This window comes from Serratia sp. BNK-4 (genome assembly GCF_048685115.1).
GTDB lineage: Bacteria > Pseudomonadota > Gammaproteobacteria > Enterobacterales > Enterobacteriaceae > Serratia > Serratia bockelmannii.
In genome coordinates, this window is record NZ_JBLQTM010000001.1 from 2,448,317 (window position 1) to 2,470,981 (window position 22,665).

Below are 22,665 nucleotides of genomic sequence, written 5' to 3' on the forward strand. Positions count from 1 at the left end.
CATGGAAACGCTGTTGGAAGTGCGCAACCTGAGCAAAACCTACCGCTACCGCACCGGGCTGTTCCGCCGTCAGCACGTCGAGGCGGTGAAATCCGTCAGCTTTACCCTGCGTGAAGGTCAGACGCTGGCGGTGATCGGTGAGAACGGCTCTGGCAAATCCACGCTGGCGAAAATGCTCTCCGGCATGGTGGAACCGACCGCCGGCGAACTGCTGATCGACGATCATCCGCTGGCGTTCGGTGATTATCGCTACCGCAGCCAGCGCATTCGTATGATTTTTCAGGATCCGAGCACCTCGCTCAACCCGCGTCAGCGCATCGGCCAGCTGCTGGATGCGCCGCTGCGGTTGAACACCGATCTGGAACCCGCCGAGCGCGAGCAGCGTATCAACCAGACGCTGCGCCAGGTCGGCATGCTGCCGGATCACGCTTACTACTATCCGCACATGCTGGCTTCCGGGCAAAAACAGCGCGTCGCGCTGGCCCGTGCGCTGATCCTGCAGCCGAAGGTGATCGTCGCCGATGAGGCGCTGGCCTCGCTGGACATGTCGATGCGCTCGCAAATCATCAACCTGATGCTGGAACTGCAGGAAAAACACGGCATTTCCTATATCTACGTCACCCAGCACCTCGGCATGATGAAGCATATCAGCGACCAGGTGCTGGTGATGCACGAAGGGGAAATCGTCGAACGCGGCAGTACCGCCGAGGTGTTGGCGGCGCCGCTGCACGAATTGACCAAGCGCCTTATCGCCAGCCACTTCGGCGAGGCGCTGACCGCCGACGCCTGGCGACGCGACGGCGGCCGTTTCTGAGCCCCGTCCTGGCCTGCAACAAACCCGCTGCGGCGGGTTTTTTATTGCTGCGCGCCTCGGTCGCTTAGCGAGAAAACGCACATACAAATTACATTCTTGTTATATATCCTTATATTTTATTCCTTTCAGTTATTGATTAGTCCGTAACATTATTTTATCTCGCCAGGGCGATCGGTGAGGATATCCCCTACGTTGAGCCTCTCATACGACAGGATATCGCACTGATGAACAGCCTTCGCCATCGCCGCCTCACGCAGTTTCTGCTCACGCTGGCCGCCGGTTTCTCTGTTTACGGCCACGCGCTGTACTGCGATGAGCTGCGCTAAATCCGCCTTTCGCCCCGCTTGCGGGCATGTTGCCTCTTTGTCCAGCCGCCGCTGCCGTACGCAGCGGTGGCTGTTGATCATGATTAAGGATTGACCCTATGGAACGACTCCGTCGACAACATAATGCCCAGTGGTATCACGAAACCCAAAGCAGCGTGCGGGGCGATGCGCCGTTGGAGCCGCAGGCGGCTACCCTGCGCGATCGTTTTCTGCTGGGGCTGGGTGCCTTCGCCGATGAAGCGTTAAACAGCGCGCTCGGCGCCCGCGCCGGGGTATTCAACGCCTCACTGGCCGGTTACCACGCCCTGTTTCCCGACCAGGTGTCGCTATCACGATACGTGACATTGTCACCCTACGATCGCCTCAGCACCGCACTGACCGTCGCGCAGGTGACCGGCGTGCAGTCCCTCTGTAGCCACTATGCCGCCCGCCTCGCCCCGCTGCACAGCCCGGACGCCTCCCGGGAAAGCAATATCCGGCTCGCCCAGATCACCCAATATGCCCGCCAGCTTGCCAGCCAACCCACGCTGATTTGCCGCAAGGCGCTGCAACAGCTTGTCGACGTCGGGCTGAGCCCTGCGGATATCGTCACCTTTTCGCAAATCATCGGTTTTGTCAGCTATCAGGCGCGTGTGGTAGCTGGCATCGCGGCGTTAGCCGGCCGACCGGCGGTAGTGGTGCCCGGCTTCCCGAATGTCGAAGACGCCGATGGCGTCGCTTTCAGTACCGAAGAATTGAGCTGGACTGCGCGGCTGTCGCCGATCGACACGGAAACCGCCGCCGCCGAACAGCTTGACGTGTTGGATCAGAGCCACCCGCAGGCGCGCGCCGAATCTTATTATCTGCTGTTAGCGCACGATGCCGCCGCACTGCGCGAACGCAACGGCGTGTTCAATGGCATCAATGCCGAAGGGTATGGGTTATCGAGCCGCCTGAAGGCGCTGGCGACGCTGGTGGTCTCGCGCATCAACGGCAGCCGTTACTGCGCGGCCACGGTGGCGCATGAAATGCAGGATGACGGATTGGTACAGGCGCTGTTCACCGGGCTGCCTCAGGGATTGGCCTCTACCGAGGATACGGTCAAACGCGCGGTGATCCACACCGCCGCCGAGCTGACGCGCGCACCGGAGAAATTTACCCCGCAGAGCGTGCAGCCGTTGTTCAACAGCGGTCTGAATCAGGCGCAGGCGCTGGAAGTGATCCTCACCGCCGCACTCTACGCCTGGGAAAATCGCCTGCGCCAAACGTTGGGCGATGCAACATCTTCCATCACCGCCGACTGAATACCGCTATGCGACCTTATTACCGGCCGCAATACGGCGCGTTTTAGACATTCTGCTGACGCAGCCACTCGCTGGCGGCATCGAAGAACTTTTGCGCCAACGGCGTAGCGCGCTCCGCCATATCGACGACCACCGCCGCATGACGCGGCATGGCGCCGATGGCCACCGGACGCCGCTGCAACGCCGGCATCAACGGCGATTGCAGCTGGCCGCGCGGGAACAGTCCGCAGCCCAAACCGACGAAAATACCTTCGAGCAGTTGGAAGATCGACGCGGTCTCAAGCCGCGTGTGCAGCGTCAACCCGGCGTCGCGAAAGTGTTGATCGAGATAGCGGCGGAAATAACGCGTCGGCTCGGCGAGACACAACGGCAAGGCGGCCACCGCCTCCAGCGGCAACGGCGTATCGCCCACCAGCTTCGGGAAATGTTGCGGATGAAATACCAGCTCGACGCCGGTTTCCACCAGCGGTTGCGATTGGAAATGCAGCTCCTTCAAGGTCGACAGCTCGAAAAAGCCGATGCCGATGTCGACGGTGTGCGCCGTCAGCGCCTCCAACAGCTGATCAGCGCTCAGCACCGCCAGCCGGTAATCGAGATGCGGGTAACGTTCGCTGACCGCCTTGAGCATTTCCGATACCGAGATACTGCACTGCGGCACCACGCCGAGGCGCAGCGTGCCGTGCAAACCGTGCTTGAGCGACTCCACTTCCAGCTTCAGCCCCTGATAAACCGAGACGATCTCACGCGCCCACGCCAACACCCGCTCGCCTTCGGCGGTAAAACCGCCGAAATGGTTGCCGCGGTTAATCAGCGAAACGCCCAGCTCTTTTTCCAAATTTTTCAATCGCATGGATAGCGTCGGCTGGCTGACGAAGCTGGCCTCCGCCGCCCGGCCGAAGTGGCGCTCTCGTTCCAGATTGCACAAATAAATCAGTTGTTTAATATCCATAGCGCAGCTCAATGATCGGCATTCGCACCAGTATACCACCGGGGGCCGCCGCCCGCCCGACGAGTCAGAGCCTCAGCTTCACGTAATCCACCAGGCGCGAGAACACGCCGCCCTGCGGTACCGCCTGCAGCGCCACCAGCGGTAGGGTTTTCACTACCTGGCCATTGTTGCTGATGCGGATCTCGCCGACGGTTTGCCCTTTACCAATCGGCGCTTCCAGCCGCGCGGTATTGATCACGTACTGCGCCTTCAGCTTGTCCGCTTCGTTTTTTGGCAGGCTGAGCGACTGCTCTTGCACGCTGCCGACCGGTAACCGGTGATTCTCGCCGTACCAGACTGGCTCTTCCCCCAGGCTCTGGCCGGCGCTGAACAGGTGTACCGTGGTAAAGTCGCGCAGCCCCCAGCTCAGCAGCTTGCGCGCCTGTTCCTCGCGGCCTTTGGAACTTTTGCCGCCCATCACCACGGCAATCAGGCGGCGATCCCCTTCGGTGGCGGAGGCGATGATGTTGAAGCCGGCAGAGGCGGTGTGCCCAGTTTTCAACCCATCGACGTGCAGCGTCTTATCCCACAGCAGGCCGTTGCGGTTCTGCTGCGTGATACCGTTCCAGGTCAGCGATTTCTCGCTGTACATGTGGTATTCCGCCGGCTCACTCATGATGATGGCGCGCGCAATCACCGCCAGATCGCCGGCGGTGGTGAATTGCCCCGGCGCATCCAGCCCGTGTACCGTTTCGAAATGGGTGTTCTGCAGGCCCAGCTGCGCGCTCTTCTCGTTCATCAGCTTGACGAAGTTGGCCTGGCTGCCCGCCACATAGTCCGCCATCGCCACGCAGGCGTCGTTGCCGGAATCGATGATGATGCCGCGGCTGAGATCGCGAACCGTGACCCTGTCACCAGGCTTCAGGAACATCAACGAAGAGCCTTTGAACACCGGGTTGCCCTGCGCCCAGGCGTCTTTCCCCACGGTGACGACATCGTCGAGGCCAATCTTGTGCTGATCGAGCGCGTGGTCGATCACCAACCCGGTCATGAGTTTGGTCAAGCTGGCCGGGTTGCGCCGTTCGTCGGCATTGCCGGCCGCCAGTACCTGGCCGGTGGTGTAATCCATCAAAACGTAAGAGGCGGCGTCTATCGCCGGTGGGGTCATGGTGGGAAAATGGGGCGTCGTTTCCGCCGCCTGCGCCGCTAAAGGCAGTAATATACCGCCGATCACCACTGATACTGAACGCTTCACGCTGTGTTCCTCAGGCCCGCAGGCTGAATAAAATGCCAATATAATCCGCGAGATAGACTGCATGAATTCACTTTCAGACGAAACCATTACTCTTTTGCAGCGGGTGTCTTTATGCAACCATTTGTTTAGGTCAGCGTCCGCCTGCGATAGATACGCTCTATGCCGCCATTGCCCCATTCGATTAGACGCCTGCCTGCCACGCCCCTAAACTTGTGACATAAATACGCAAGACGCATAAAAAAGCGTTTACTTTTTAGCTACAACCACCTGCGAAGTGTCACCATGAAATTCAAACCGTCAATCAAGCCTTATACCGGCCCAGCGGGCGGCTGGGGTTCGCTTGAAGCCACCACCCGCTTTGTCCTCGACAGTAAACAAACGCTAAAAAACATGCGCAACCTGATGCGCGTCAACAAGGCACGCGGCTTCGACTGCCCCGGTTGCGCCTGGGGCGACGACAACCACAGCACCTTCAGCTTCTGCGAAAACGGCGCCAAAGCGGTCAGTTGGGAAGCGACGCGCAGCGCCGTGGAGCCTGAGTTCTTCGCCGCCCACAGCGTCAGCACCCTGCAGCAGCAGAGCGACTATTTCCTCGAATACCAGGGTCGCCTCACCCATCCGATGCGCTACAACGCCGAAACCGACCACTATGAGCCTATCCATTGGCCGGACGCGCTGGCGCTGATCGCCAAGCACATCAACGATATGGACAACCCGAACCAGATCGAGCTGTATACCTCGGGCCGCGCCAGCAACGAAGCGTCGTACCTTTATCAGCTGTTCGGCCGCATGCTCGGCACCAGCAATTTCCCCGACTGCTCCAACATGTGTCACGAAGCGAGCGGCGTCGGGCTGAAGCAGAGCATCGGCGTTGGCAAAGGCACCATCCGCATCGATGACTTCGAAAAGGCCGACGCCATCTTCGTGTTCGGTCAAAACCCCGGCACCAACCACCCGCGCATGTTGCACAGCCTGAAAAACGCCGCCCGACGCGGCGCGCGTATCGTCAGTTTCAACACCCTGCGCGAACGTGGGCTGGAAAGGTTCGCCGATCCGCAGGATCCGGTACAGATGCTGACGCCAAAATCCTCGCCGATCAGCTCTTCCTATTACCAACCAAATCTGGGCGGCGATATGGCAGCGGTGCGCGGCATGGTGAAAGCGCTGCTGGAAACTCACCGCCAGCGTATGGCCGCTGGTGAACCCGCCCTGTTCGACCTGGCATTTATCGAACAGCACAGCGTCGGCGTGGAGGCTTACCTGGCGCAGGTGGACGCGACCGAGTGGCAGACCATTACCGCGCAATCGGGCCTGAGCGAAGCGCAATTGCGCCAGGCGGCGGCCACCTACCAGGGTGCCGAACGGGTGATCTGCACCTGGGCGATGGGCGTGACTCAGCATAAACACTCTATTGCGACGGTGCGTGAAATCACCAACCTGCAGCTGCTGTTCGGGCAACTGGGCAAACCGGGCGCCGGTCTGTGCCCGGTGCGCGGCCACAGCAACGTCCAGGGTAACCGCACCATGGGGATTGATGAGAAGTCGCCGAAGGCGCTGCTCGACAGCCTGGAACGCCACTTTAACTTCACCGCCAATCGCGCGGTGGGGCACAACACGGTGGAAGCGATCGAAGCGATGCTGCGCGGCGAAGTGAAAGTGCTGATCGCGCTGGGCGGCAACCTGGCCGCCGCAGCGCCGGACACCGAGCGCACCGCCCGCGCCCTGCGCAACTGCGATTTGACGGTGCATATCAGCACCAAGCTTAACCGCAGCCACCTGGTGACCGGCAAAGACGCGCTGATCCTGCCGACGCTCGGCCGCACCGAACTGGACATGCAGGCCAGCGGCTCGCAGTACATCACGGTCGAGGATTCATTCAGCATGGTTCACGCTTCGGAAGGCATCGGCAAACCGCTGGCGGATACTCAACGTTCAGAGACGGCGATCGTCTGCGGCATCGCCGACGCCGTGCTAGGTACGCAACAGCTGGACTGGCTGGAACTGGCCGACGACTATTCGCTGATCCGCGATCATATCGCCGCCACCATTCCCGGCTTCGAAGATTTCAACCGGCGCTGCGACCAGCCCGGCGGTTTCTACCTGGGCAATGCTGCCGCCGAACTGCGCTTCGCCACGCCGAGCGGCAAGGCGGAATTCAGCGCCGCCGCGCTGCCGACCACCCTGTTCCCGCAGCTGGGCGACGAGCAAGCGCCGTTTACCCTGCAGACGCTGCGCTCGCACGATCAGTACAACACCACCATCTATGGTCTGGATGACCGCTATCGCGGCGTTTACGGCCAGCGCGAAGTGTTGTTCATCCATCCGGAGGATCTGGCGGCACTGGGCCTACAGGATGGCGAACGGGTAGAGATAGAAACCCTGTGGAACGATGGCGTGGTGCGTAAAGTGGACGGGTTCAAGCTGGTGAGTTACGACATTCCGCGTGGCAACCTGGCGGCCTACTACCCGGAAACCAACCCGCTGGTGCCGCTGGCCAGCTTCGGCGACGGTACCGGCACCCCGACCTCGAAGTCGATCCCGGTGGTGATTCGCCGCAGCGAGCAGCAACCCTCGCTGCGTATTGCCTGAACATGCGCGCCCGGTTCACGCCGGGCGCGCCAATATTTCCAGGATAGTCTGCAACTCGTCGGACAGCTGATGCCGTCGCCAGACGAAGTACAGATCGCTCACGCCCTCCTCACCCATTTCCACCACCTTCAACCCTGGTGCCGGCAAGATCAGCGGCAGCAACGAACCGGGCACGCAGGCCACGCCGCAACCGGCCTGCACGCAGGCCGCCATCGCGGCATAAGACTCCATTTCCAGCGTCATGCGCGGTTTCAGCCCGCGCGAGGCCAGCCAGTGATCCACCTTCAGGCGAAACGAACATTCGCGGCTGAACGTGTAAAACTCCAGCGGCACCAGCGTGGCGGCGTCGGGTTCCCCGACATCGGCCGGCATCAGCAATACCAGCCGTTCATCGAATGCCTTTTGGCTGGCCAGTAACGGATGCTCAATCGGGCCGTCGGTGATCGCCAGGTCGAGATCGCTGTCGATCAGCATGCGTTCCAGCACCAGCGAGTCGCGGCTCAGTACGTTGATGTGCAGATGAGGCTGTAAACGGCGCAGCCGGGCAATACGCGCCGGTAAATGACTGACCAGCGAGAAATCCAGCGCCCCGAGGTTCAGCAGCCCATGCTGATGCTCGCCGGCGAACAGCTGCTTGCTGCGCTCCGCCTGCGCCACGATGTCGCGCGCCTGCTGGTAGAACAGCCGCCCTTTGGGATTGACGTACAGCCGGTTCTTGTCGCGGAAAAACAGCTCGCCGCCCAGCGACTCCTCTAGTTCGCGCAGCCGCAGCGTGACGTTGGAAGGCACGCAGTGCAGCTCGCGGGCGGCGGCGGCGATGGTTTTGTGTTCCACCACGGTGCAGAAATACTTCAGCTGGCTCAGCTTCATCTATCATTCACTTTTAGTTAGTGTTTTAGTTAAAAACAATTACTTTAGATTAGCATCGATTTCACCTACAGTCTGCCGACACCCTGAGGAGGATCACTGATGCCACTGAATGATTTACTGACGCTGCCCGGCGTGGCGGCCCAACCGGACGCGGTTACCGACGGTTACGTGTTCAACCACACCATGATCCGCGTGAAGGATCTGGCCAAAGCGCTGGATTTCTATACGCGCGTGCTGGGCTTTACCCCGGTCTATCTGGAAGAGTTCAAAGAAGCCGCTTTCACCATCTGCTACCTGACGCGCAGCCCGCGCGAGCAGATCCCGCAGGATGACGACGAACGCAAACGCTGGGCGCTGAGCCAGCCGGGTATTCTCGAGCTGACCCATAACCACGGCACCGAAAATCAGGCGGATTTCCACTACCACAACGGCAACAGCGAACCGCGCGGCTTTGGCCACCTGTGCGTCACGGTGCCGGACGTGCGCGCCGCCTGCGAGCGGTTTGAGCGCCTGGGCGTCACCTTCCAGAAACGCCTGCATGAAGGCCGCATGAACTACGTGGCGTTCATTCGCGATCCAGACGATTACTGGATTGAAATCCTGCAGCCGACGCCGCTGCGGGACTGATTGTCCCACGCCCTTCACCCCGGCCTGCGCGCCGGGGTTTTTCATCGTTCGCCCTTCGATTGACCATTCTTGCGCAAAATCGCGCGGCAACGCGGGGTTCCGTGACGTTAGGCTTGCTCGCAGCGGGTGATTCGCGTAAAACTGTCAGCCGCAAATCTTGCCACTCACAACCCATTCACTGGACGATATGTTTCAAGATAACCCGCTGCTGGCGCAGCTTAAACAGCAACTTCACTCTCAGACCCCGCGCGTTGAAGGCGTCGTGAAAGGGACCGAGAAAGGCTTTGGCTTTCTTGAAGTAGACGGTCAAAAAAGCTACTTCATTCCACCGCCGTACATGAAGAAAGTCATGCACGGGGATCGCATTATCGCCACCCTGCACACCGAGAAAGAGCGCGAAATCGCCGAGCCGGAAACCCTGGTCGAGCCGTTCCTGTCGCGCTTTGTCGGCCGCGTGCAAAAGCGCGACGATCGCCTGTCCATCGTGCCCGATCATCCGTTGCTGAAAGATGCGATTCCGTGCCGCCCGGTGCGTGAACTGACCCACAATTTCCAGGCCGGCGACTGGGCGGTGGCGGAAATGCGCCGCCATCCGCTGAAAGGCGATCGCGGCTTCAACGCCGACCTGACCCACTTTATCACCGAAGGCGAAGACCATTTCGCCCCGTGGTGGGTGACGCTGGCGCGTCACAACCTGGAAAAAGAGGCGCCGGAGATGCAGGCCCTCAGCGAGCCGGACGCTGCGCTGGTGCGTGAAGATCTGACCGCGCTCGAATTCGTCACCATCGACAGCGCCAGCACCGAGGACATGGACGATGCGCTGTACGTGACCGACAACGGTGACGGTTCGCTGCAGTTGACCATCGCCATCGCCGATCCGACTGCCTACGTCGAACAAGGCAGCAAGCTGGACGATATCGCCCGCGTGCGCGCCTTCACCAACTACCTGCCGGGCTTCAACATCCCGATGCTGCCGCGCGATCTGTCGGACAACCTGTGCTCGCTGCGCCCTAACGAGCGCCGCCAGGTGCTGGCTTGCCGCGTGACCATCGCCGCCGACGGCGCGCTAGGCGACGATATTCAGTTCTTCGCCGCCGAGATCGAATCCAAAGCCAAACTGGTGTACGACGAAGTCTCCGACTGGCTGGACGGCATTGCCGGCTGGCAACCGCCGAGCGACGCCATCGCGCAACAAATCACCCTGCTGAAGCGCGTTTGCGATGCGCGCAATGCCTGGCGCCACCAGCATGCGCTGGTGTTCAAAGATCGTCCGGACTACCGCTTCGTGCTGGGTGAAAAAGGCGACGTGCTGGAGATCGTTACCGAGCAGCGCCGCAGCGCCAACCGCATCGTTGAAGAGTGCATGATCGCCGCCAACGTCTGCGCCGCCATCGTGCTGCGCGATCGCCTGGGCTTCGGCGTGTACAACGTGCACACCGGTTTCGATCCTGCGCTGGTTGAACAAGCGGTCACCGTGCTGCAGGCCAACGGCGTGGAAGCCGAAGCCGAGAAGCTGCTGACCCTCGACGGTTTCTGCGAACTGCGCCGCCACCTGGATGCGCAGCCGACCCAATTCCTCGACAGCCGCATCCGTCGCTTCCAGACCTTCGCCGAGATCAGCACTACGCCGGGGCCACACTTCGGTCTGGGTCTGGAGGCTTACGCCACCTGGACATCGCCGATCCGTAAATACGGCGATATGGTCAACCATCGTCTGCTGAAGGCGATCATCAACCAGCAACCGGCGGAAAAGCCACAGGATGACGTCACGGTGCAGCTGGCGGAGCGCCGCCGCCTGAACCGCATGGCGGAGCGCGACGTCGGCGACTGGCTGTACGCCCGCTTCCTGCAGGACAAGGCCGGTACCGATACCCGCTTCAACGCCGAGATCATCGACGTGACCCGTGGCGGCTTGCGTGTACGCCTGCTGGACAACGGCGCGGTTGCCTTCATCCCGGCACCGTTCATTCACGCGGTGCGTGACGAGATGCAGTGCAGCCAGGAAACCGGCACCGTGCAGATTAAAGGCGAAGTGGTTTACCGCCAGAGCGATACCTTGCAGGTCACCATCGCCGAAGTGCGCATGGAAACCCGCAGCGTGATCGCCCGCCCGGCGGTCTGAACGCCAGCCTGAAACGGTCGCAACGCAAAGCGCCGACGGTGAAAACCGCCGGCGTTTTTTTTCGGCTAGCGCAGCGGCTCTCCGCCGGTTTCACGCAGCAATGGCAGCACCGCCAGCGAAGCCAGCGTAGCCACCATCAGATAGACGGCGGGCGCCAGCAGCGAACCGCTCAGCGCGATCGACTGCGAAGCGATGTACTGGGCGAAGCCGCCGAAGATCGCCACCCCGAGGCTGTAGACCAACGCAAACCCCAGCGCACGAATGCGCTGCGGGAACAGCTCCGAAATCATCAGCATGGTCGGCACCGAACCGAGCGTGGTCAACCCGACCAGCACCGCGACGATCAGCAGCAGCACCGCAGGATGCGGCACCGCGCTCAGCCACCAAAACGCCGGCAGGGCCACGATCAGAATCGCGACCCGCGACCCGCGGATCAGCGGCAGACGGCCGTAACGATCGCACCAGTGCCCGACCAGCAGACTGCCGCCGAAGGTGATGAGCCCCGCCAATAGCATCGCGGCATAACCGTAGGCCTGCGCCATTCCCAGGTATTTCACCGCGTAGGTGCCGAGATAATACATCGAGATGTAAGTGGCGACGGTGGCGCCGATGGTCAGCATCACACCGAGCACTACCGCCCGCGAGTGCTGGCGCAGCTGAGCAGGCGGCTCGTGAGCCCGCGCCACCGACGGCCGATCGCTTTCCAGCCCGAGACGCAGCCAGCAACCGAGCGGCGCCAGCGCCACGCCGATAAAGAATGGAATGCGCCATCCCCACTCGGCCATGGCGTTCGGTTCGCCGGAAAGCACCGGCAAGGTCGCACTGAGCGCCAGCGCGGTGACGCCGCCAACCACGGTGGCGATGCCCTGCGTCGCCAGTGACCAGCTGGAATAGAAACCGCGCCGATTGGGCGGCGCCGACTCCACCAGCAACGACATCGACGCCCCCACCTCGCCGCCCGCCGCTACGCCCTGGATCAGACGCGCGGCCACCAGCGTGGCGGTTCCCCAATAGCCGGCGCTGGCGTAGGTCGGCGCAAAGCCGATCATCGCCGTGCCCAGGCTCATCAAGGAAATCGTCAGGATCATCGCCGGCTTGCGGCCACAGCGATCGGCATAGGCGCCAATCAGAATGCCGCCCAGCGGCCGCATGAAAAAGCTGACGCCGAACGTGGCAAACGCCAACAGCAACGCCAGATGCGGATCGCTAGACGGGGGAAAAAACAATACGCTGATATAAATAACGAAGAAGTTATAAATACCGAAATCGAAAAACTCCAGCGCATTACCGAAGGAGGCGGCGAATATGACCTTTTTGCCACCGACCTTCGGGGCCGATATTATTTCCGTTTGGGTTTCAGCCGTATTTTCACTCATCATTATCTTCCCTGTTATTATTTTTCGCGTTTATTTTAAATACGCTTCCGCCAACGCTCCCCAATACTGGCTGCCGGCCGCCAGACAGCCGTCATTGAAGTCATATCCCGGGTTATGCACCATGCAGCTGCCTTCGCCATCGCCGTTGCCAACGATCAGGTAGCAGCCCTGCGGATGTGCATCGAGCATGAAGGCGAAATCTTCGCTGCCCATCAGCGGCCGGGCACCGTAGTGCGCGCGGGCGGCGCCGAACTGCTGCTCCGCCACACGGTGGGCAAAGCGGGTCATCGCTTCGTCGTTGACCAACACCGGCGTACCGTTAACGTGCTCCACCACCGCGTGGGCACCGAAGCTTGCCGCCTGCGCCTCGATCAGCGCCGGAATGCGCGCCAGCAGGGTTGCGCGCGCCTGACGATCCAGAGAGCGTACGCTGAGCTTCATTTCCGCGCTGTCCGGGATCACGTTGGCCGCCTCACCGGCCTTGATGCTGCCGACGGTGATCACGGCCGCCTCCAGCGGATCGATATTACGCGAAACGATGCTCTGTAGGGCGACCGTGATATGCGAGGCCACCAGCACGGGATCGACCGCCAGCTGCGGGATGGCGCCGTGGCCGCCACGCCCCTGCACCCGCACGTTGAACTGATCCATCGAGGCCATAAACGGACCGTGTTGGAAGAAGAACTCGCCGAGCGGCATCCCCGGCATGTTGTGCATGGCGAAGATGGCGTCGCAGGGGAAGCGCTCGAACAGCCCCTGTTCCACCATGCGCGCGCCGCCGTTCAGCATCTCTTCCGCCGGTTGGAAAATCAGGTGCAGCGTGCCGTTGAAGTTGCGCGTTTGCGCCAGATAGCGGGCGGCACCGAGCAACATAGTGGTGTGACCATCATGGCCGCAGGCGTGCATGCGGTTGGCCACGCTGCTGCTCCAGGGCTTGCCGTTGTTCTCTTCGATCGGCAGAGCGTCCATATCGGCACGCAATCCGAGGCGTTTAACGCCGTCGCCCACCCGCAACGTACCCACCACGCCGGTGCCCGCCAATCCGCGGTGCACCTCATAGCCCCACGAACTCAGATAATCCGCCACCAGATCGCTGGTGCGAAACTCTTCGAAACCCAATTCAGGGTGCTGATGAATATCGTGCCGAATGGCCGTGAGCTGCGGTAAATACCCTTCGATGATTTTATTTATCATAATTAAATTCCTTTCGTAGCTTTATTATTTATTTGATGAATGATTAAGCCTGCGGGTGAAAATAAAGGTATAACACGGCATGAATAATTTTATTTCGGCACGCCTCGACAGATAAAATAATAATCCGCCAGACACTGTGCCCAGATAAAAAACGACGATAATTCGCTGTGCGCGCCGTGAAAATGCAGAATGAATAACTGCTCAGGATGGTGTGGGCGACAGCCTGCGCCAACGCGGTTTCATCACGTTGTTTTTACACTAAAACCCCACCTGCTTCACATTTCTCATCCGACCTGCCGCGGTTCGGCGGCAAAACTTCTACTGTTAAAACGTCATTCCTAATAACAACGTTGATTTTTACCTCTGCACGCCAAGGAGTTGTTTCATGAAAAACATCAGGTCCGGATTTATCTGGCTGCTGGTGGCGTTGGTCGGCGCCTTCGCTTTCGCCATGCTGGCGCTCAGCCGTGGCGAGCACGTCAACGCCGTCTGGCTGGTGGTCGCCGCCGTCGCCTGCTACAGCATCGCCTACCGCTTCTACAGCCGGTTCATTGCCGACAAGGTCTTTGAACTGGATGACCGTCGTCTGACCCCGGCAGAACGTCACAACGACGGCCTGGACTACGTGCCCACCAACAAATGGGTGCTGTTCGGCCACCACTTCGCCGCCATCGCCGGTGCCGGGCCGCTGGTGGGGCCGATCCTGGCCGCGCAGATGGGCTTCCTGCCGGGAACCATCTGGATCCTGGTCGGCGTCATGCTGGCCGGCGCGGTGCAGGATTTCCTGGTGCTGTTCATCTCCACACGCCGCGACGGCCGTTCGCTGGGGGAAATGGCCAAGCAAGAGCTGGGCGCATTCGCCGGGGTGATCACCATGCTCGGCGCACTGGGGGTGATGATCATCATCCTGTCGGCGCTGGCGCTGGTGGTGGTAAAAGCGTTGGCCGACAGCCCGTGGGGGCTGTTCACCATCGCCGCCACCATCCCGATCGCCCTGTTCATGGGCATCTACATGCGCTTTATCCGGCCGGGCAAAATCGCTGAAATTTCGGTGATTGGCTTCGTGCTGATGCTGCTGGCGATCGTTTACGGCGGCAACGTGGCGCAAGATCCCTATTGGGGGCCGTTCTTCACGCTGCACGGTACCACCCTGACCTGGGTGCTGGTGATCTACGGCTTCGTCGCCTCGGTGCTGCCGGTGTGGCTGCTGCTGGCGCCGCGCGATTACCTTTCCACCTTTATGAAAATCGGCGTCATCATCGGCCTGGCTATCGGCATCGTCTTCGCCATGCCGGAGATGAAAATGCCGGCGGTCTCGCGCTTCATCGACGGCAGCGGCCCGGTGTTCGCCGGCGCCCTGTTCCCGTTCCTGTTCATCACCATCGCCTGCGGCGCCATTTCCGGCTTCCACGCGCTGGTCTCCAGCGGCACCACGCCCAAGCTGGTGGAACGCGAAAGCCACATTCGCTTTATTGGCTACGGTGCCATGCTGATGGAGTCTTTCGTCGCCATCATGGCGCTGATCTGCGCCTCGGTGCTGGATCCGGGCGTTTACTTCGCCATGAACTCGCCGGCGGCACTGATCGGCACCACGGTGGAAAATGCTTCGCAGGTGATCAACAGCTGGGGCTTTATCGTCACGCCGGAAACGCTGGCGCTGATCGCCAAAGAGGTGGGCGAGAACTCCATCCTGTCGCGCGCCGGCGGCGCCCCGACCTTCGCCGTGGGCATGGCGCACATCATCAGCGAGGTATTCAACAGCCGGGCGATGATGGCCTTCTGGTACCACTTCGCCATTCTGTTCGAAGCGCTGTTCATCCTGACCGCCGTCGACGCCGGTACCCGCGCCTGTCGCTTTATGGTGCAGGATTTGGTGGGCGTGGCGGTACCGCAGTTGGCCAACAACCGCTCCTGGTTCGGCAACCTGGCGGGCACCACGGTGGCGGTGGCCGGTTGGGGCTTCTTCGTGTATCAGGGCGTGGTCGATCCGCTCGGCGGCATCAATACCCTGTGGCCGCTGTTCGGTATCGGCAACCAGATGCTGGCGTCGATGGCGCTAATCCTCGGCACCGTGGTGCTGTTCAAGATGAAAAAACAGCGCTACGCTTGGGTCACCATTTTACCGACCGCCTGGCTGTTCGTGACCTCCATGACCGCCGGCTGGCAGAAGATCTTCCACGAAAAACCAAGCATCGGCTTCCTGGCGCAGGCGAAGAAGTTCTCCACCGGCATCGAGCAAGGCACGATCATTGCGCCGGCCAAGTCTTTGAAAGACATGGAAACCATCGTGTTCAGCAACCAGATCAACGCCGCGCTGTGCGGGTTCTTTATGCTGGTGGCGGTAACCATGCTGATTGCCGCCTTCTTCGCGATCCGCCGGGCGCTGCGTTCCGAACAGCCGACGACGCACGAGGTCGGCGCCGCGCTGCGAGAGGAGACCGGCCGCGGCTAAACGAACCGAGCATCAAGCAAGGGCGCCGCGGCGCCCTTTTTACTGGCTTTAGCCTAACAGCGTGGAGCCGAACGCCCCCTGCCAATCCTGCTCGAACTTCTCGACCGCGGCCTGCACCGCCGGCGCACTGAGGAACTGCTCCGCCACATCCACCGGCAGCGTGATGGCCTGGCAGCCCGCCAGCAGGCATTCCAGCGCCTGGCGCGGTGTTTTGAAGCTGGCGGCCAGCACCTGCGCCGACGGCGCGTGCAGGCTCAGCAGCTGCTGCAGCTCGTGCACCATTTCAATACCGTCGCCGCCCTGCGCGTCAACCCGATTGACGTAAGGCGCCACATATTCCGCCCCGGCCAAGGCGGCCAACAGCCCCTGCCCGGCACCGTACACCGCGGTGCCCAGCGTCGGGATGGACATCGTTTTAAGCTTCTTGATCGCCGCCAATCCCTCCGCGGTTGCCGGGATCTTCACCACCAGCCCCGGTACCCGCTGGCTGAGCAGCGACGCCTCCGCCACCATGCGCTCCGCATCGGCCGCCATCACCTGCGCGAATAGCTTGCCGGTGCCGCCAAGGGCGTCGCGCAGCGCAGGCAGCACTTCCCAGATCGGCTTGCCTTCCTTCGCCACGATGCTCGGGTTGGTGGTGACGCCGTGCAGCGGCAGAATGCGCGCCAGGCGTTTTACCGCGGTCACATCGGCGGTATCGAGATAAAGCTCCATCACGGACTCCTGTGTCATGTTCTGTGGGCGGATTCAAACTCTGATCATCATAGGGCAAAAACCCCGTCAACTTTTGATCAAAATCAATTCAACTTTCATTCGAAAGATCTTTAATGGCGAAAGATTCAGCAACGCCAAACGGGTGATTCATGTTCTTCAATCTGCAGCGCTACTCGACCCATGATGGCCCCGGCATCCGCAGCGTGGTCTTTTTAAAAGGGTGCCCGCTGAGCTGCCGCTGGTGTCAGAACCCGGAAAGCCGCTCGCGCCACGCGGATCTGCTGTTTGACGAGCGCCTGTGTCTGAGCGGCTGTACGCTGTGCACCGAGCGCTGCCCACAAGGCCTGCTACGTGACGAGGGCGCACTGACGCTGCGGCGCGACGTCATCAGCGCAGACGACTACGCGGCGCTGGCCGCCGCCTGCCCAACCGGCGCGCTCAGCCTGTGCGGCAGCGTGGTCAACCCCGACGATATCATGGCCGAGGTGATGCGGGATAAGCCTTTCTACCTGCGCAGCGGCGGCGGTTTAACGCTGTCCGGCGGCGAACCCTTTATGCAGCCGGAAGTCGCGGCGGAGCTGCTGCGGCGCGGTCGCGAAGCCGGCATCCACACCGCCGTCGAATCCTGTCTGCACGTGCCGTGGCATTACATCGCCCCTTCGTTGCCCTGGCTGGATCTGCTGTTGGCCGATCTCAAACACACCGATGAAGCGCGTTTCAAAACCTGGACCGGCGGCTCGGCCCGCCGGGTGATGAACAATTTTCGCCGGCTGGCGGCGCACGGCGTGCCAATGACCGTGCGCGTACCGCTGATCCCCGATTTCAATGCCGATCGCCACTCTGTCCGCGCGATTGTCGACTTCGCCGCCGACGAGATCGGCGTATCGGAGATCCACTTTCTGCCGTACCACACGCTGGGCATCAACAAGTATCACCTGCTCGGCGAACCCTACCGCGCCGCCCGCACACCGCTGGACGCGCCCGATCTGCTGGCCTTCGCCGAAACGTACGCCGGCGCCAAAGGCCTGACCGCCATTTTGCGAGGATAACGCCATGACCACATTGGATTTGACCACCCTCAGCGCCCGTATTCAGGCGCATAAGAACGCGCTGATCCACATCGTCAAACCGCCGGTGTGCACCGAACGCGCGCAGCACTATACCGAGGCCTATCAGCAGCATCAGGATCGGCCGCTGCCGGTGCGCCGTGCGCTGGCGCTGGCCAACCACCTGGCGAAGCGCAGCATCTGGATCGCCAACGACGAGCTGATCGTCGGCAACCAGGCCAGCGAGCTGCGCGCCGCGCCGATCTTCCCCGAATACACCGTCGGCTGGATAGAAAACGAGATAGACCAGTTGGCAGACCGGCCGGGTGCCGGCTTCTCGGTCAGCGAAGAGAATAAGGCGATTTTGCACCGTCTGTGCCCATGGTGGCGCGGCCAAACGGTGCAGGATCGCTGCTACGGCATGTTCACCGACGAACAAAAGGCGCTGCTGGCCACCGGCATCATCAAGGCCGAGGGCAACATGACCTCTGGCGACGCCCATCTGGCGGTCAACTTCCCGCTGCTACTGGAACAAGGCCTCGACGGCCTGCGCGAAAAAGTGAACGCGCGCCGCAGCCGCCTGCGCCTGACCGAGTGGGAAGATCTGCACAAAGCGCAGTTTCTCAACGCTATCGATATCGTGCTGACGGCGCTGAGTGAGCACATCCTACGCTTCGCACGCCTGGCGCGCGATATGGCGCAACGCGAAACCCGCGACTGGCGTCGCACCGAGCTGCTGGCTATCGCAGACAACTGCGACCTGATCGCCCATCGCCCGCCGCAAACCTTCTGGCAGGCGCTGCAACTGTGCTATTTCATCCAGCTGACGTTGCAGATCGAATCCAACGGCCATTCGGTTTCCTTCGGTCGCCTCGACCAATATCTTTATCCCTGGTATCGGCGCGACGTGGAGCTGGAGCAAAACCTGGCGCGGGAAGACGCCATCGAGCTGCTGCACAGCTGCTGGCTGAAGCTGCTGGAGATCAACAAGATCCGCTCCGGCTCGCACTCCAAGGCCTCCGCCGGCAGCCCGCTGTACCAAAACGTCACCATCGGCGGGCAAAAACGGGTCGATGGGCGGCCGTGTGACGCGGTCAATCCGCTGTCCTACGCCATTCTCGAGTCCTGCGGCCGCCTGCGCTCCACCCAGCCCAACCTCAGCGTGCGTTACCACGCCGGGATGAGCGCCGATTTCCTCGACGCCTGCGTACAGGTGATCCGCTGCGGCTTCGGCATGCCGGCATTCAATAACGACGAAATCGTCATTCCCGAGTTCATCAAGCTGGGGGTCGAGCCGCAGGACGCTTACGACTACGCCGCCATCGGCTGTATCGAGACCGCCGTCGGCGGCAAATGGGGTTATCGCTGCACCGGCATGAGCTTCATCAACTTCGCCCGCGTGCTGCTGGCGGCGCTGGAACAAGGCCGCGACGCCACCTCCGGGCAGATCTTCCTGCCGCAGGAACAGGCGCTGTCCAAAGGAAACTTCGCCGATTTCGAACAGGTCTTAACCGCCTGGGATCGGCAAATTCGCTACTACACGCGCAAGTCGATCGAGATCGAGTGCGTGGTGGACAGCGTGCTGGAGGAGAACGCCCACGATATCCTCTGCTCCGCGCTGGTGGATGACTGCATTGAACGCGGCAAAAGCATCAAGCAAGGCGGCGCCAAATACGACTGGGTTTCCGGCCTGCAGGTCGGCATCGCCAACCTGGGCAACAGCCTGGCGGCGGTGCGCAAACTGGTGTTCGACCAAGGGGCAATCGGCCAGCAGCAGCTGGCGGCCGCGCTGGCCGAAGACTTCGCCGGACTGGATGGCGAACAGCTGCGTCAGCGGCTGCTCAACGCCGCGCCCAAATACGGCAACGATGTGGACGAGGTCGATCGGCTGCTGGTGCGCGCCTACCAAACCTACATCGAAGAACTGAAACAGTACCGCAACACCCGCTTCGGCCGCGGGCCGATCGGCGGCGGCTACTACGCCGGCACCTCGTCGATTTCGGCCAACGTGCCCTTCGGCGCCGCCACCCTGGCCACGCCGGATGGGCGCAAGGCGCACCAGCCTCTGGCGGAAGGCGCCAGCCCGGCGTCCGGCACCGACCACCTGGGGCCAACGGCGGTGTTCAATTCGCTCGCCAAGTTGCCAACCGAGGCGATCCTTGGCGGCGTGCTGCTCAATCAAAAGCTGAATCCGGCGACGCTGGACAACCCGCGCGATCGGGAAAAGCTGATGCTGATGTTGCGCACCTTCTTCGAGAGCTATCGCGGTTGGCATGTGCAGTACAACATCGTGTCGCGCGAAACGCTGCTGGCGGCGAAGCAACACCCTGACCAATATCGTGATTTAGTGGTTCGCGTAGCTGGCTATTCCGCTTTCTTTACCGCATTATCCCCTGAGGCGCAGGATGATATTATTGCGCGCACAGAACATACTCTTTAAACCTTTGACTCTTAGCGGCCGCGCCTTGGCGGCCGCATCATCAGGCCGATATGAATTTACGACAACAGACCATATTGCAGTTGGTTAACGATCGCCGGCGGATCAGCGTCAATGAGCTGGCGCGGGCCTCGGGCGTATCGGAAGTCACCATCCGGCAGGATCTCAACCTGCTGGAAAAACGCAGTTATTTGAAGCGCGTACACGGTTCCGCCGTGGCGTTGGAAAGCGACGACGTCGACGCTCGCATGATGTCCAATTTCACCCTCAAACAACGATTGGCACAGTACGCTGCGGCGCAGGTCAACGACGGTGAGACGATCTTCATCGAGAGCGGCAGCGCCAACGCCCTGCTGGCGCGCTACATCGCCGAACGCAAGCGTATTACGCTGATCACCGTCAGCCACTATATCGCCAACCTGCTGAAAGAAACCGACTGCGACGTGATTGTCCTCGGCGGCATGTATCAGAAGAAAAGCGAGACCGTGGTCGGCCCGCTCACACGGCTGTGCATTCAGCAGGTGCATTTCAACAAGGCGTTTATCGGCATTGACGGCTTTCAGGCCGAAACCGGCTTTACCGGCCGCGACATGATGCGCGCCGACGTGGTCAGCGCGGTGCTGGCCAAGGGCGTGGAGAATATCGTGCTGACGGACTCCAGCAAATTCGGCCAGATCCAACCCAACCCGCTGGCGCAGCCGGGGCAAATCAGCCGAGTGATCACCGATTCACGCCTGGCGCTGGAGTATCAGCATCAGCTGAAACGCCAGGGCGTACAGGTGGAGCTGGTCAACGAATAACGCGGGCCGCCACCGCACCTCTCGCGTCGCGCGGGCCACGCCGCGCGCCGTTTCCCTTGTGCAACGGGATTTTAAGACTATTTACCTGTTTATCCTTTCAGAGAAACCTATACTCAGTTTCGGTCACTTTTGGGCCGTAACCTGCTAATTATTCGGCCGTTAACAAAAAGTGCCATTTTTTATATCGATACTGTACGGGAATCAACAGCAGGCCTGATTTATGGTTAGCGCCTATACTTAGAGGGCACTTCCATATAGCCAATGCTAAGGAGAAGTCATTATGATGATTATCAATAAACGTTTCGCCACCGCCGCTCTGGCTCTGACTCTGGCGTTTTCACTGAGCGCCTGTTCCAACATGTCCAAACGCGATCGCAACACCGCTATCGGCGCCGGCGCCGGTGCAGTCGGCGGCGCAGTGCTGACAGACGGCAGCGCGTTGGGCACGCTGGGTGGGGCTGCGGTAGGGGGCATCATCGGTCACCAGGTTGGCAAATAACCTTTCCGATGTTCCTCTGCCGACAGGCGGGCAAAAGCGCCGAGGCGCTTTGACGTATTAACCAGAATAACGATGATTTCAGGTCTGCTTTACTTTAAGTCTATGGTTCTTTCGCCGTTAACGGGCTAACCCCCGGCAGCAACAGCCTCAAGCCATGCCGCAGCATTGCACTGCGGCATGGCGATTCGCCTCAACCGCCCGCCAGTTTGACCTTCATGCCTTTGGCTTCCAGTAGCTGTTTGAGCAGATCGCGTTTATCGCCCTGGATCTCGATGATCCCGTCTTTCACCGAACCGCCGCAGCCGCATTTCTTTTTCAGTTCGGCCGCCAGTTTGTCGAGCGCAGCGTCATCCAGATCGACGCCGGTAATCAGGCACACGCCCTTCCCCTTGCGGCCGCTAGTCTGACGCTGGATGCGCACGATGCCGTCGCCCTTGGCGCGTTGCGGTTTAACGTCTTCCTGCTTGATGCGGCCGGTGTCCGTGGAATACACCAGGCGGCTGTTATCGTCATTCATCGGCGGTTCCTCAGGCCAAAGAGGCGCGGATCGCGCGCAGCGTCGCGGCCGGATCCGCAGATTGGGTGATCGGACGCCCAATCACCATGTAGTCCACGCCAGCGGCCTGCGCCTGCACTGGCGTCATAATGCGGCGCTGATCGCCCGCCGCGCTGCCTTCAGGGCGGATCCCCGGCGTCACCAGCTGGAAAGCCTGCCCGCAGGCGGCCTTCAGGCGCTGCGCTTCATGAGCCGAACACACCACGCCGTCCAGCCCGCAGTCGCGGGTCAGGCGCGCCAGGCGCTCGGCGTGTTCCGCCGGGCTGGCTTCGATACCAATGCCGCGCAGGTCTTCCGCTTCCATACTGGTGAGCACCGTCACGGCGATCAGCAGCGGCGCATCCGCCCCGAATGACGTCAGCGCTTCTTTAGCGGCGGTCATCATGCGCGCGCCGCCGCTGGCGTGGACGTTGACCATCCAAACGCCCAGCTCGGCCGCCGCCGCGACCGCATGCGCGGTGGTATTGGGAATATCGTGGAATTTCAGGTCAAGAAATACGTCGAAGCCACGCCCGTGCAGATCGCGCACCAGCTGCGGCCCGAACAGCGTGAACATTTCTTTGCCCACTTTCAGCCGGCAGTCTTGCGGATCGATACGGTCGGCGAACGCCAGCGCGGCATTCTTATCGGCGTAATCTAACGCCACAACGATTGGAGATGATTTTAAGTCATTGTTATTAGCGTTATTTTCAGACTTCATTTCTTCTACCTTCTGTAAAATAGACATAATCAGGGACTCACCCGCGAAACTGACCGCCGCATTCTACATGCCGGGGG

Annotated in this window: 18 protein-coding genes; 10 read left to right on the forward strand and 8 right to left on the reverse strand. The window is 61.1% G+C overall.

Going from position 1 to position 22,665, the window contains the following annotated elements; translation table 11 throughout:
• Window position 1 precedes the first annotated feature (1 nt).
• The gene (gene sapF / locus ACMGGW_RS11805; RefSeq protein WP_016927550.1) at window positions 2-814 is read left to right on the forward strand and encodes a putrescine export ABC transporter ATP-binding protein SapF; all 813 of its coding nucleotides are present in this window, start codon (window positions 2-4) and stop codon (window positions 812-814) included.
• Window positions 815-1,238: 424 nt separating this feature from the next.
• Entirely contained in the window at window positions 1,239-2,423 is a 1,185-nt protein-coding gene (locus tag ACMGGW_RS11810) for a peroxidase (RefSeq protein WP_197810802.1), read from the forward strand.
• A gap of 43 nt (window positions 2,424-2,466) precedes the next feature.
• Here ACMGGW_RS11810 and ACMGGW_RS11815 read toward each other — a convergent pair whose 3' ends face one another.
• Together ACMGGW_RS11815 and dacD are read right to left on the reverse strand one after the other, a co-directional pair.
• Window positions 2,467-3,372, reverse strand: a complete 906-nt coding sequence (locus tag ACMGGW_RS11815) for a LysR family transcriptional regulator (RefSeq protein WP_025303008.1) — start codon at window positions 3,370-3,372, stop codon at window positions 2,467-2,469.
• 64 nt (window positions 3,373-3,436) lie between these two features.
• On the reverse strand, window positions 3,437-4,606 hold the full coding sequence (gene dacD, locus ACMGGW_RS11820) for a serine-type D-Ala-D-Ala carboxypeptidase DacD (protein WP_197832014.1): 1,170 nt from the start codon (window positions 4,604-4,606) through the stop codon (window positions 3,437-3,439).
• A 282-nt stretch (window positions 4,607-4,888) separates the two neighbouring features.
• Here dacD and ACMGGW_RS11825 point away from each other — a divergent pair, with 282 nt between their 5' ends.
• On the forward strand, window positions 4,889-7,195 hold the full coding sequence (locus tag ACMGGW_RS11825) for an FdhF/YdeP family oxidoreductase (RefSeq protein ID WP_197832015.1): 2,307 nt from the start codon (window positions 4,889-4,891) through the stop codon (window positions 7,193-7,195).
• Window positions 7,196-7,210: 15 nt separating this feature from the next.
• Here the strand turns inward: ACMGGW_RS11825 and ACMGGW_RS11830 are convergent, their stop codons facing one another.
• Window positions 7,211-8,065 carry a LysR family transcriptional regulator gene (locus ACMGGW_RS11830; RefSeq protein WP_043140670.1) on the reverse strand — a complete coding sequence of 285 codons (855 nt, stop codon included), beginning with the start codon at window positions 8,063-8,065 and terminating at the stop codon, window positions 7,211-7,213.
• Between the two features lie 99 nt (window positions 8,066-8,164).
• Between ACMGGW_RS11830 and gloA the strand changes: the two genes are divergently transcribed.
• Together gloA and ACMGGW_RS11840 are read left to right on the forward strand one after the other, a co-directional pair.
• The gene (gloA, locus tag ACMGGW_RS11835) at window positions 8,165-8,692 is read left to right on the forward strand and encodes a lactoylglutathione lyase (RefSeq protein WP_025303012.1); all 528 of its coding nucleotides are present in this window, start codon (window positions 8,165-8,167) and stop codon (window positions 8,690-8,692) included.
• A gap of 187 nt (window positions 8,693-8,879) precedes the next feature.
• Window positions 8,880-10,814, forward strand: a complete 1,935-nt coding sequence (locus ACMGGW_RS11840; RefSeq protein ID WP_142590324.1) for an exoribonuclease II — start codon at window positions 8,880-8,882, stop codon at window positions 10,812-10,814.
• Window positions 10,815-10,879: 65 nt separating this feature from the next.
• Here ACMGGW_RS11840 and ACMGGW_RS11845 read toward each other — a convergent pair whose 3' ends face one another.
• Together ACMGGW_RS11845 and ACMGGW_RS11850 are read right to left on the reverse strand one after the other, a co-directional pair.
• Window positions 10,880-12,190, reverse strand: coding sequence for an MFS transporter (locus ACMGGW_RS11845; protein WP_197824087.1), 1,311 nt, complete (start codon window positions 12,188-12,190; stop codon window positions 10,880-10,882).
• Window positions 12,191-12,220: 30 nt separating this feature from the next.
• Window positions 12,221-13,384 (reverse strand): M20 aminoacylase family protein, encoded by a 1,164-nt coding sequence (locus tag ACMGGW_RS11850; RefSeq protein ID WP_197780417.1) that lies wholly within the window; start codon window positions 13,382-13,384, stop codon window positions 12,221-12,223.
• A 385-nt stretch (window positions 13,385-13,769) separates the two neighbouring features.
• Between ACMGGW_RS11850 and ACMGGW_RS11855 the strand changes: the two genes are divergently transcribed.
• A complete protein-coding gene (locus ACMGGW_RS11855) occupies window positions 13,770-15,836 on the forward strand; it encodes a carbon starvation CstA family protein (RefSeq protein ID WP_025303016.1) in 2,067 nt (688 codons plus the stop codon).
• 48 nt (window positions 15,837-15,884) lie between these two features.
• Here ACMGGW_RS11855 and fsa read toward each other — a convergent pair whose 3' ends face one another.
• A complete protein-coding gene (gene fsa / locus ACMGGW_RS11860; RefSeq protein WP_049205488.1) occupies window positions 15,885-16,550 on the reverse strand; it encodes a fructose-6-phosphate aldolase in 666 nt (221 codons plus the stop codon).
• A gap of 149 nt (window positions 16,551-16,699) precedes the next feature.
• Between fsa and ACMGGW_RS11865 the strand changes: the two genes are divergently transcribed.
• The 4 genes from ACMGGW_RS11865 (at window position 16,700) to osmB (ending at window position 21,332) form a co-directional block, all read left to right on the forward strand.
• Window positions 16,700-17,599, forward strand: coding sequence for a glycyl-radical enzyme activating protein (locus ACMGGW_RS11865; RefSeq protein WP_049205489.1), 900 nt, complete (start codon window positions 16,700-16,702; stop codon window positions 17,597-17,599).
• Window positions 17,600-17,603: 4 nt separating this feature from the next.
• Window positions 17,604-20,036, forward strand: coding sequence for a formate C-acetyltransferase/glycerol dehydratase family glycyl radical enzyme (locus ACMGGW_RS11870; protein ID WP_049205491.1), 2,433 nt, complete (start codon window positions 17,604-17,606; stop codon window positions 20,034-20,036).
• A 50-nt stretch (window positions 20,037-20,086) separates the two neighbouring features.
• Window positions 20,087-20,833, forward strand: a complete 747-nt coding sequence (locus ACMGGW_RS11875) for a DNA-binding transcriptional regulator YciT (RefSeq protein WP_004930631.1) — start codon at window positions 20,087-20,089, stop codon at window positions 20,831-20,833.
• Window positions 20,834-21,113: 280 nt separating this feature from the next.
• The gene (osmB, locus tag ACMGGW_RS11880; RefSeq protein WP_004945176.1) at window positions 21,114-21,332 is read left to right on the forward strand and encodes an osmotically-inducible lipoprotein OsmB; all 219 of its coding nucleotides are present in this window, start codon (window positions 21,114-21,116) and stop codon (window positions 21,330-21,332) included.
• Window positions 21,333-21,522: 190 nt separating this feature from the next.
• Here the strand turns inward: osmB and yciH are convergent, their stop codons facing one another.
• Together yciH and pyrF are read right to left on the reverse strand one after the other, a co-directional pair.
• The gene (gene yciH, locus ACMGGW_RS11885) at window positions 21,523-21,849 is read right to left on the reverse strand and encodes a stress response translation initiation inhibitor YciH (RefSeq protein WP_025303019.1); all 327 of its coding nucleotides are present in this window, start codon (window positions 21,847-21,849) and stop codon (window positions 21,523-21,525) included.
• A gap of 10 nt (window positions 21,850-21,859) precedes the next feature.
• Entirely contained in the window at window positions 21,860-22,588 is a 729-nt protein-coding gene (pyrF, locus tag ACMGGW_RS11890; RefSeq protein WP_025303020.1) for an orotidine-5'-phosphate decarboxylase, read from the reverse strand.
• Window positions 22,589-22,665 lie beyond the last annotated feature (77 nt).

Bases quoted from the DNA above. Each gene is read 5' to 3' on its own strand.
- yciH (WP_025303019.1), bottom strand. From the start codon at position 21,849: ATGAATGACGATAACAGCCGCCTGGTGTATTCCACGGACACCGGCCGC.
- ACMGGW_RS11855 (WP_025303016.1), top strand. From the start codon at position 13,770: ATGAAAAACATCAGGTCCGGATTTATCTGGCTGCTGGTGGCGTTGGTC.
- ACMGGW_RS11825 (WP_197832015.1), top strand. From the start codon at position 4,889: ATGAAATTCAAACCGTCAATCAAGCCTTATACCGGCCCAGCGGGCGGC.
- ACMGGW_RS11845 (WP_197824087.1), bottom strand. From the start codon at position 12,190: ATGAGTGAAAATACGGCTGAAACCCAAACGGAAATAATATCGGCCCCG.
- pyrF (WP_025303020.1), bottom strand. From the start codon at position 22,588: ATGAAGTCTGAAAATAACGCTAATAACAATGACTTAAAATCATCTCCA.
- fsa (WP_049205488.1), bottom strand. From the start codon at position 16,550: ATGGAGCTTTATCTCGATACCGCCGATGTGACCGCGGTAAAACGCCTG.
- ACMGGW_RS11865 (WP_049205489.1), top strand. From the start codon at position 16,700: ATGTTCTTCAATCTGCAGCGCTACTCGACCCATGATGGCCCCGGCATC.
- ACMGGW_RS11840 (WP_142590324.1), top strand. From the start codon at position 8,880: ATGTTTCAAGATAACCCGCTGCTGGCGCAGCTTAAACAGCAACTTCAC.
- ACMGGW_RS11815 (WP_025303008.1), bottom strand. From the start codon at position 3,372: ATGGATATTAAACAACTGATTTATTTGTGCAATCTGGAACGAGAGCGC.
- ACMGGW_RS11870 (WP_049205491.1), top strand. From the start codon at position 17,604: ATGACCACATTGGATTTGACCACCCTCAGCGCCCGTATTCAGGCGCAT.
- ACMGGW_RS11875 (WP_004930631.1), top strand. From the start codon at position 20,087: ATGAATTTACGACAACAGACCATATTGCAGTTGGTTAACGATCGCCGG.
- ACMGGW_RS11830 (WP_043140670.1), bottom strand. From the start codon at position 8,065: ATGAAGCTGAGCCAGCTGAAGTATTTCTGCACCGTGGTGGAACACAAA.
- ACMGGW_RS11810 (WP_197810802.1), top strand. From the start codon at position 1,239: ATGGAACGACTCCGTCGACAACATAATGCCCAGTGGTATCACGAAACC.
- gloA (WP_025303012.1), top strand. From the start codon at position 8,165: ATGCCACTGAATGATTTACTGACGCTGCCCGGCGTGGCGGCCCAACCG.
- sapF (WP_016927550.1), top strand. From the start codon at position 2: ATGGAAACGCTGTTGGAAGTGCGCAACCTGAGCAAAACCTACCGCTAC.
- osmB (WP_004945176.1), top strand. From the start codon at position 21,114: ATGATGATTATCAATAAACGTTTCGCCACCGCCGCTCTGGCTCTGACT.
- ACMGGW_RS11850 (WP_197780417.1), bottom strand. From the start codon at position 13,384: ATGATAAATAAAATCATCGAAGGGTATTTACCGCAGCTCACGGCCATT.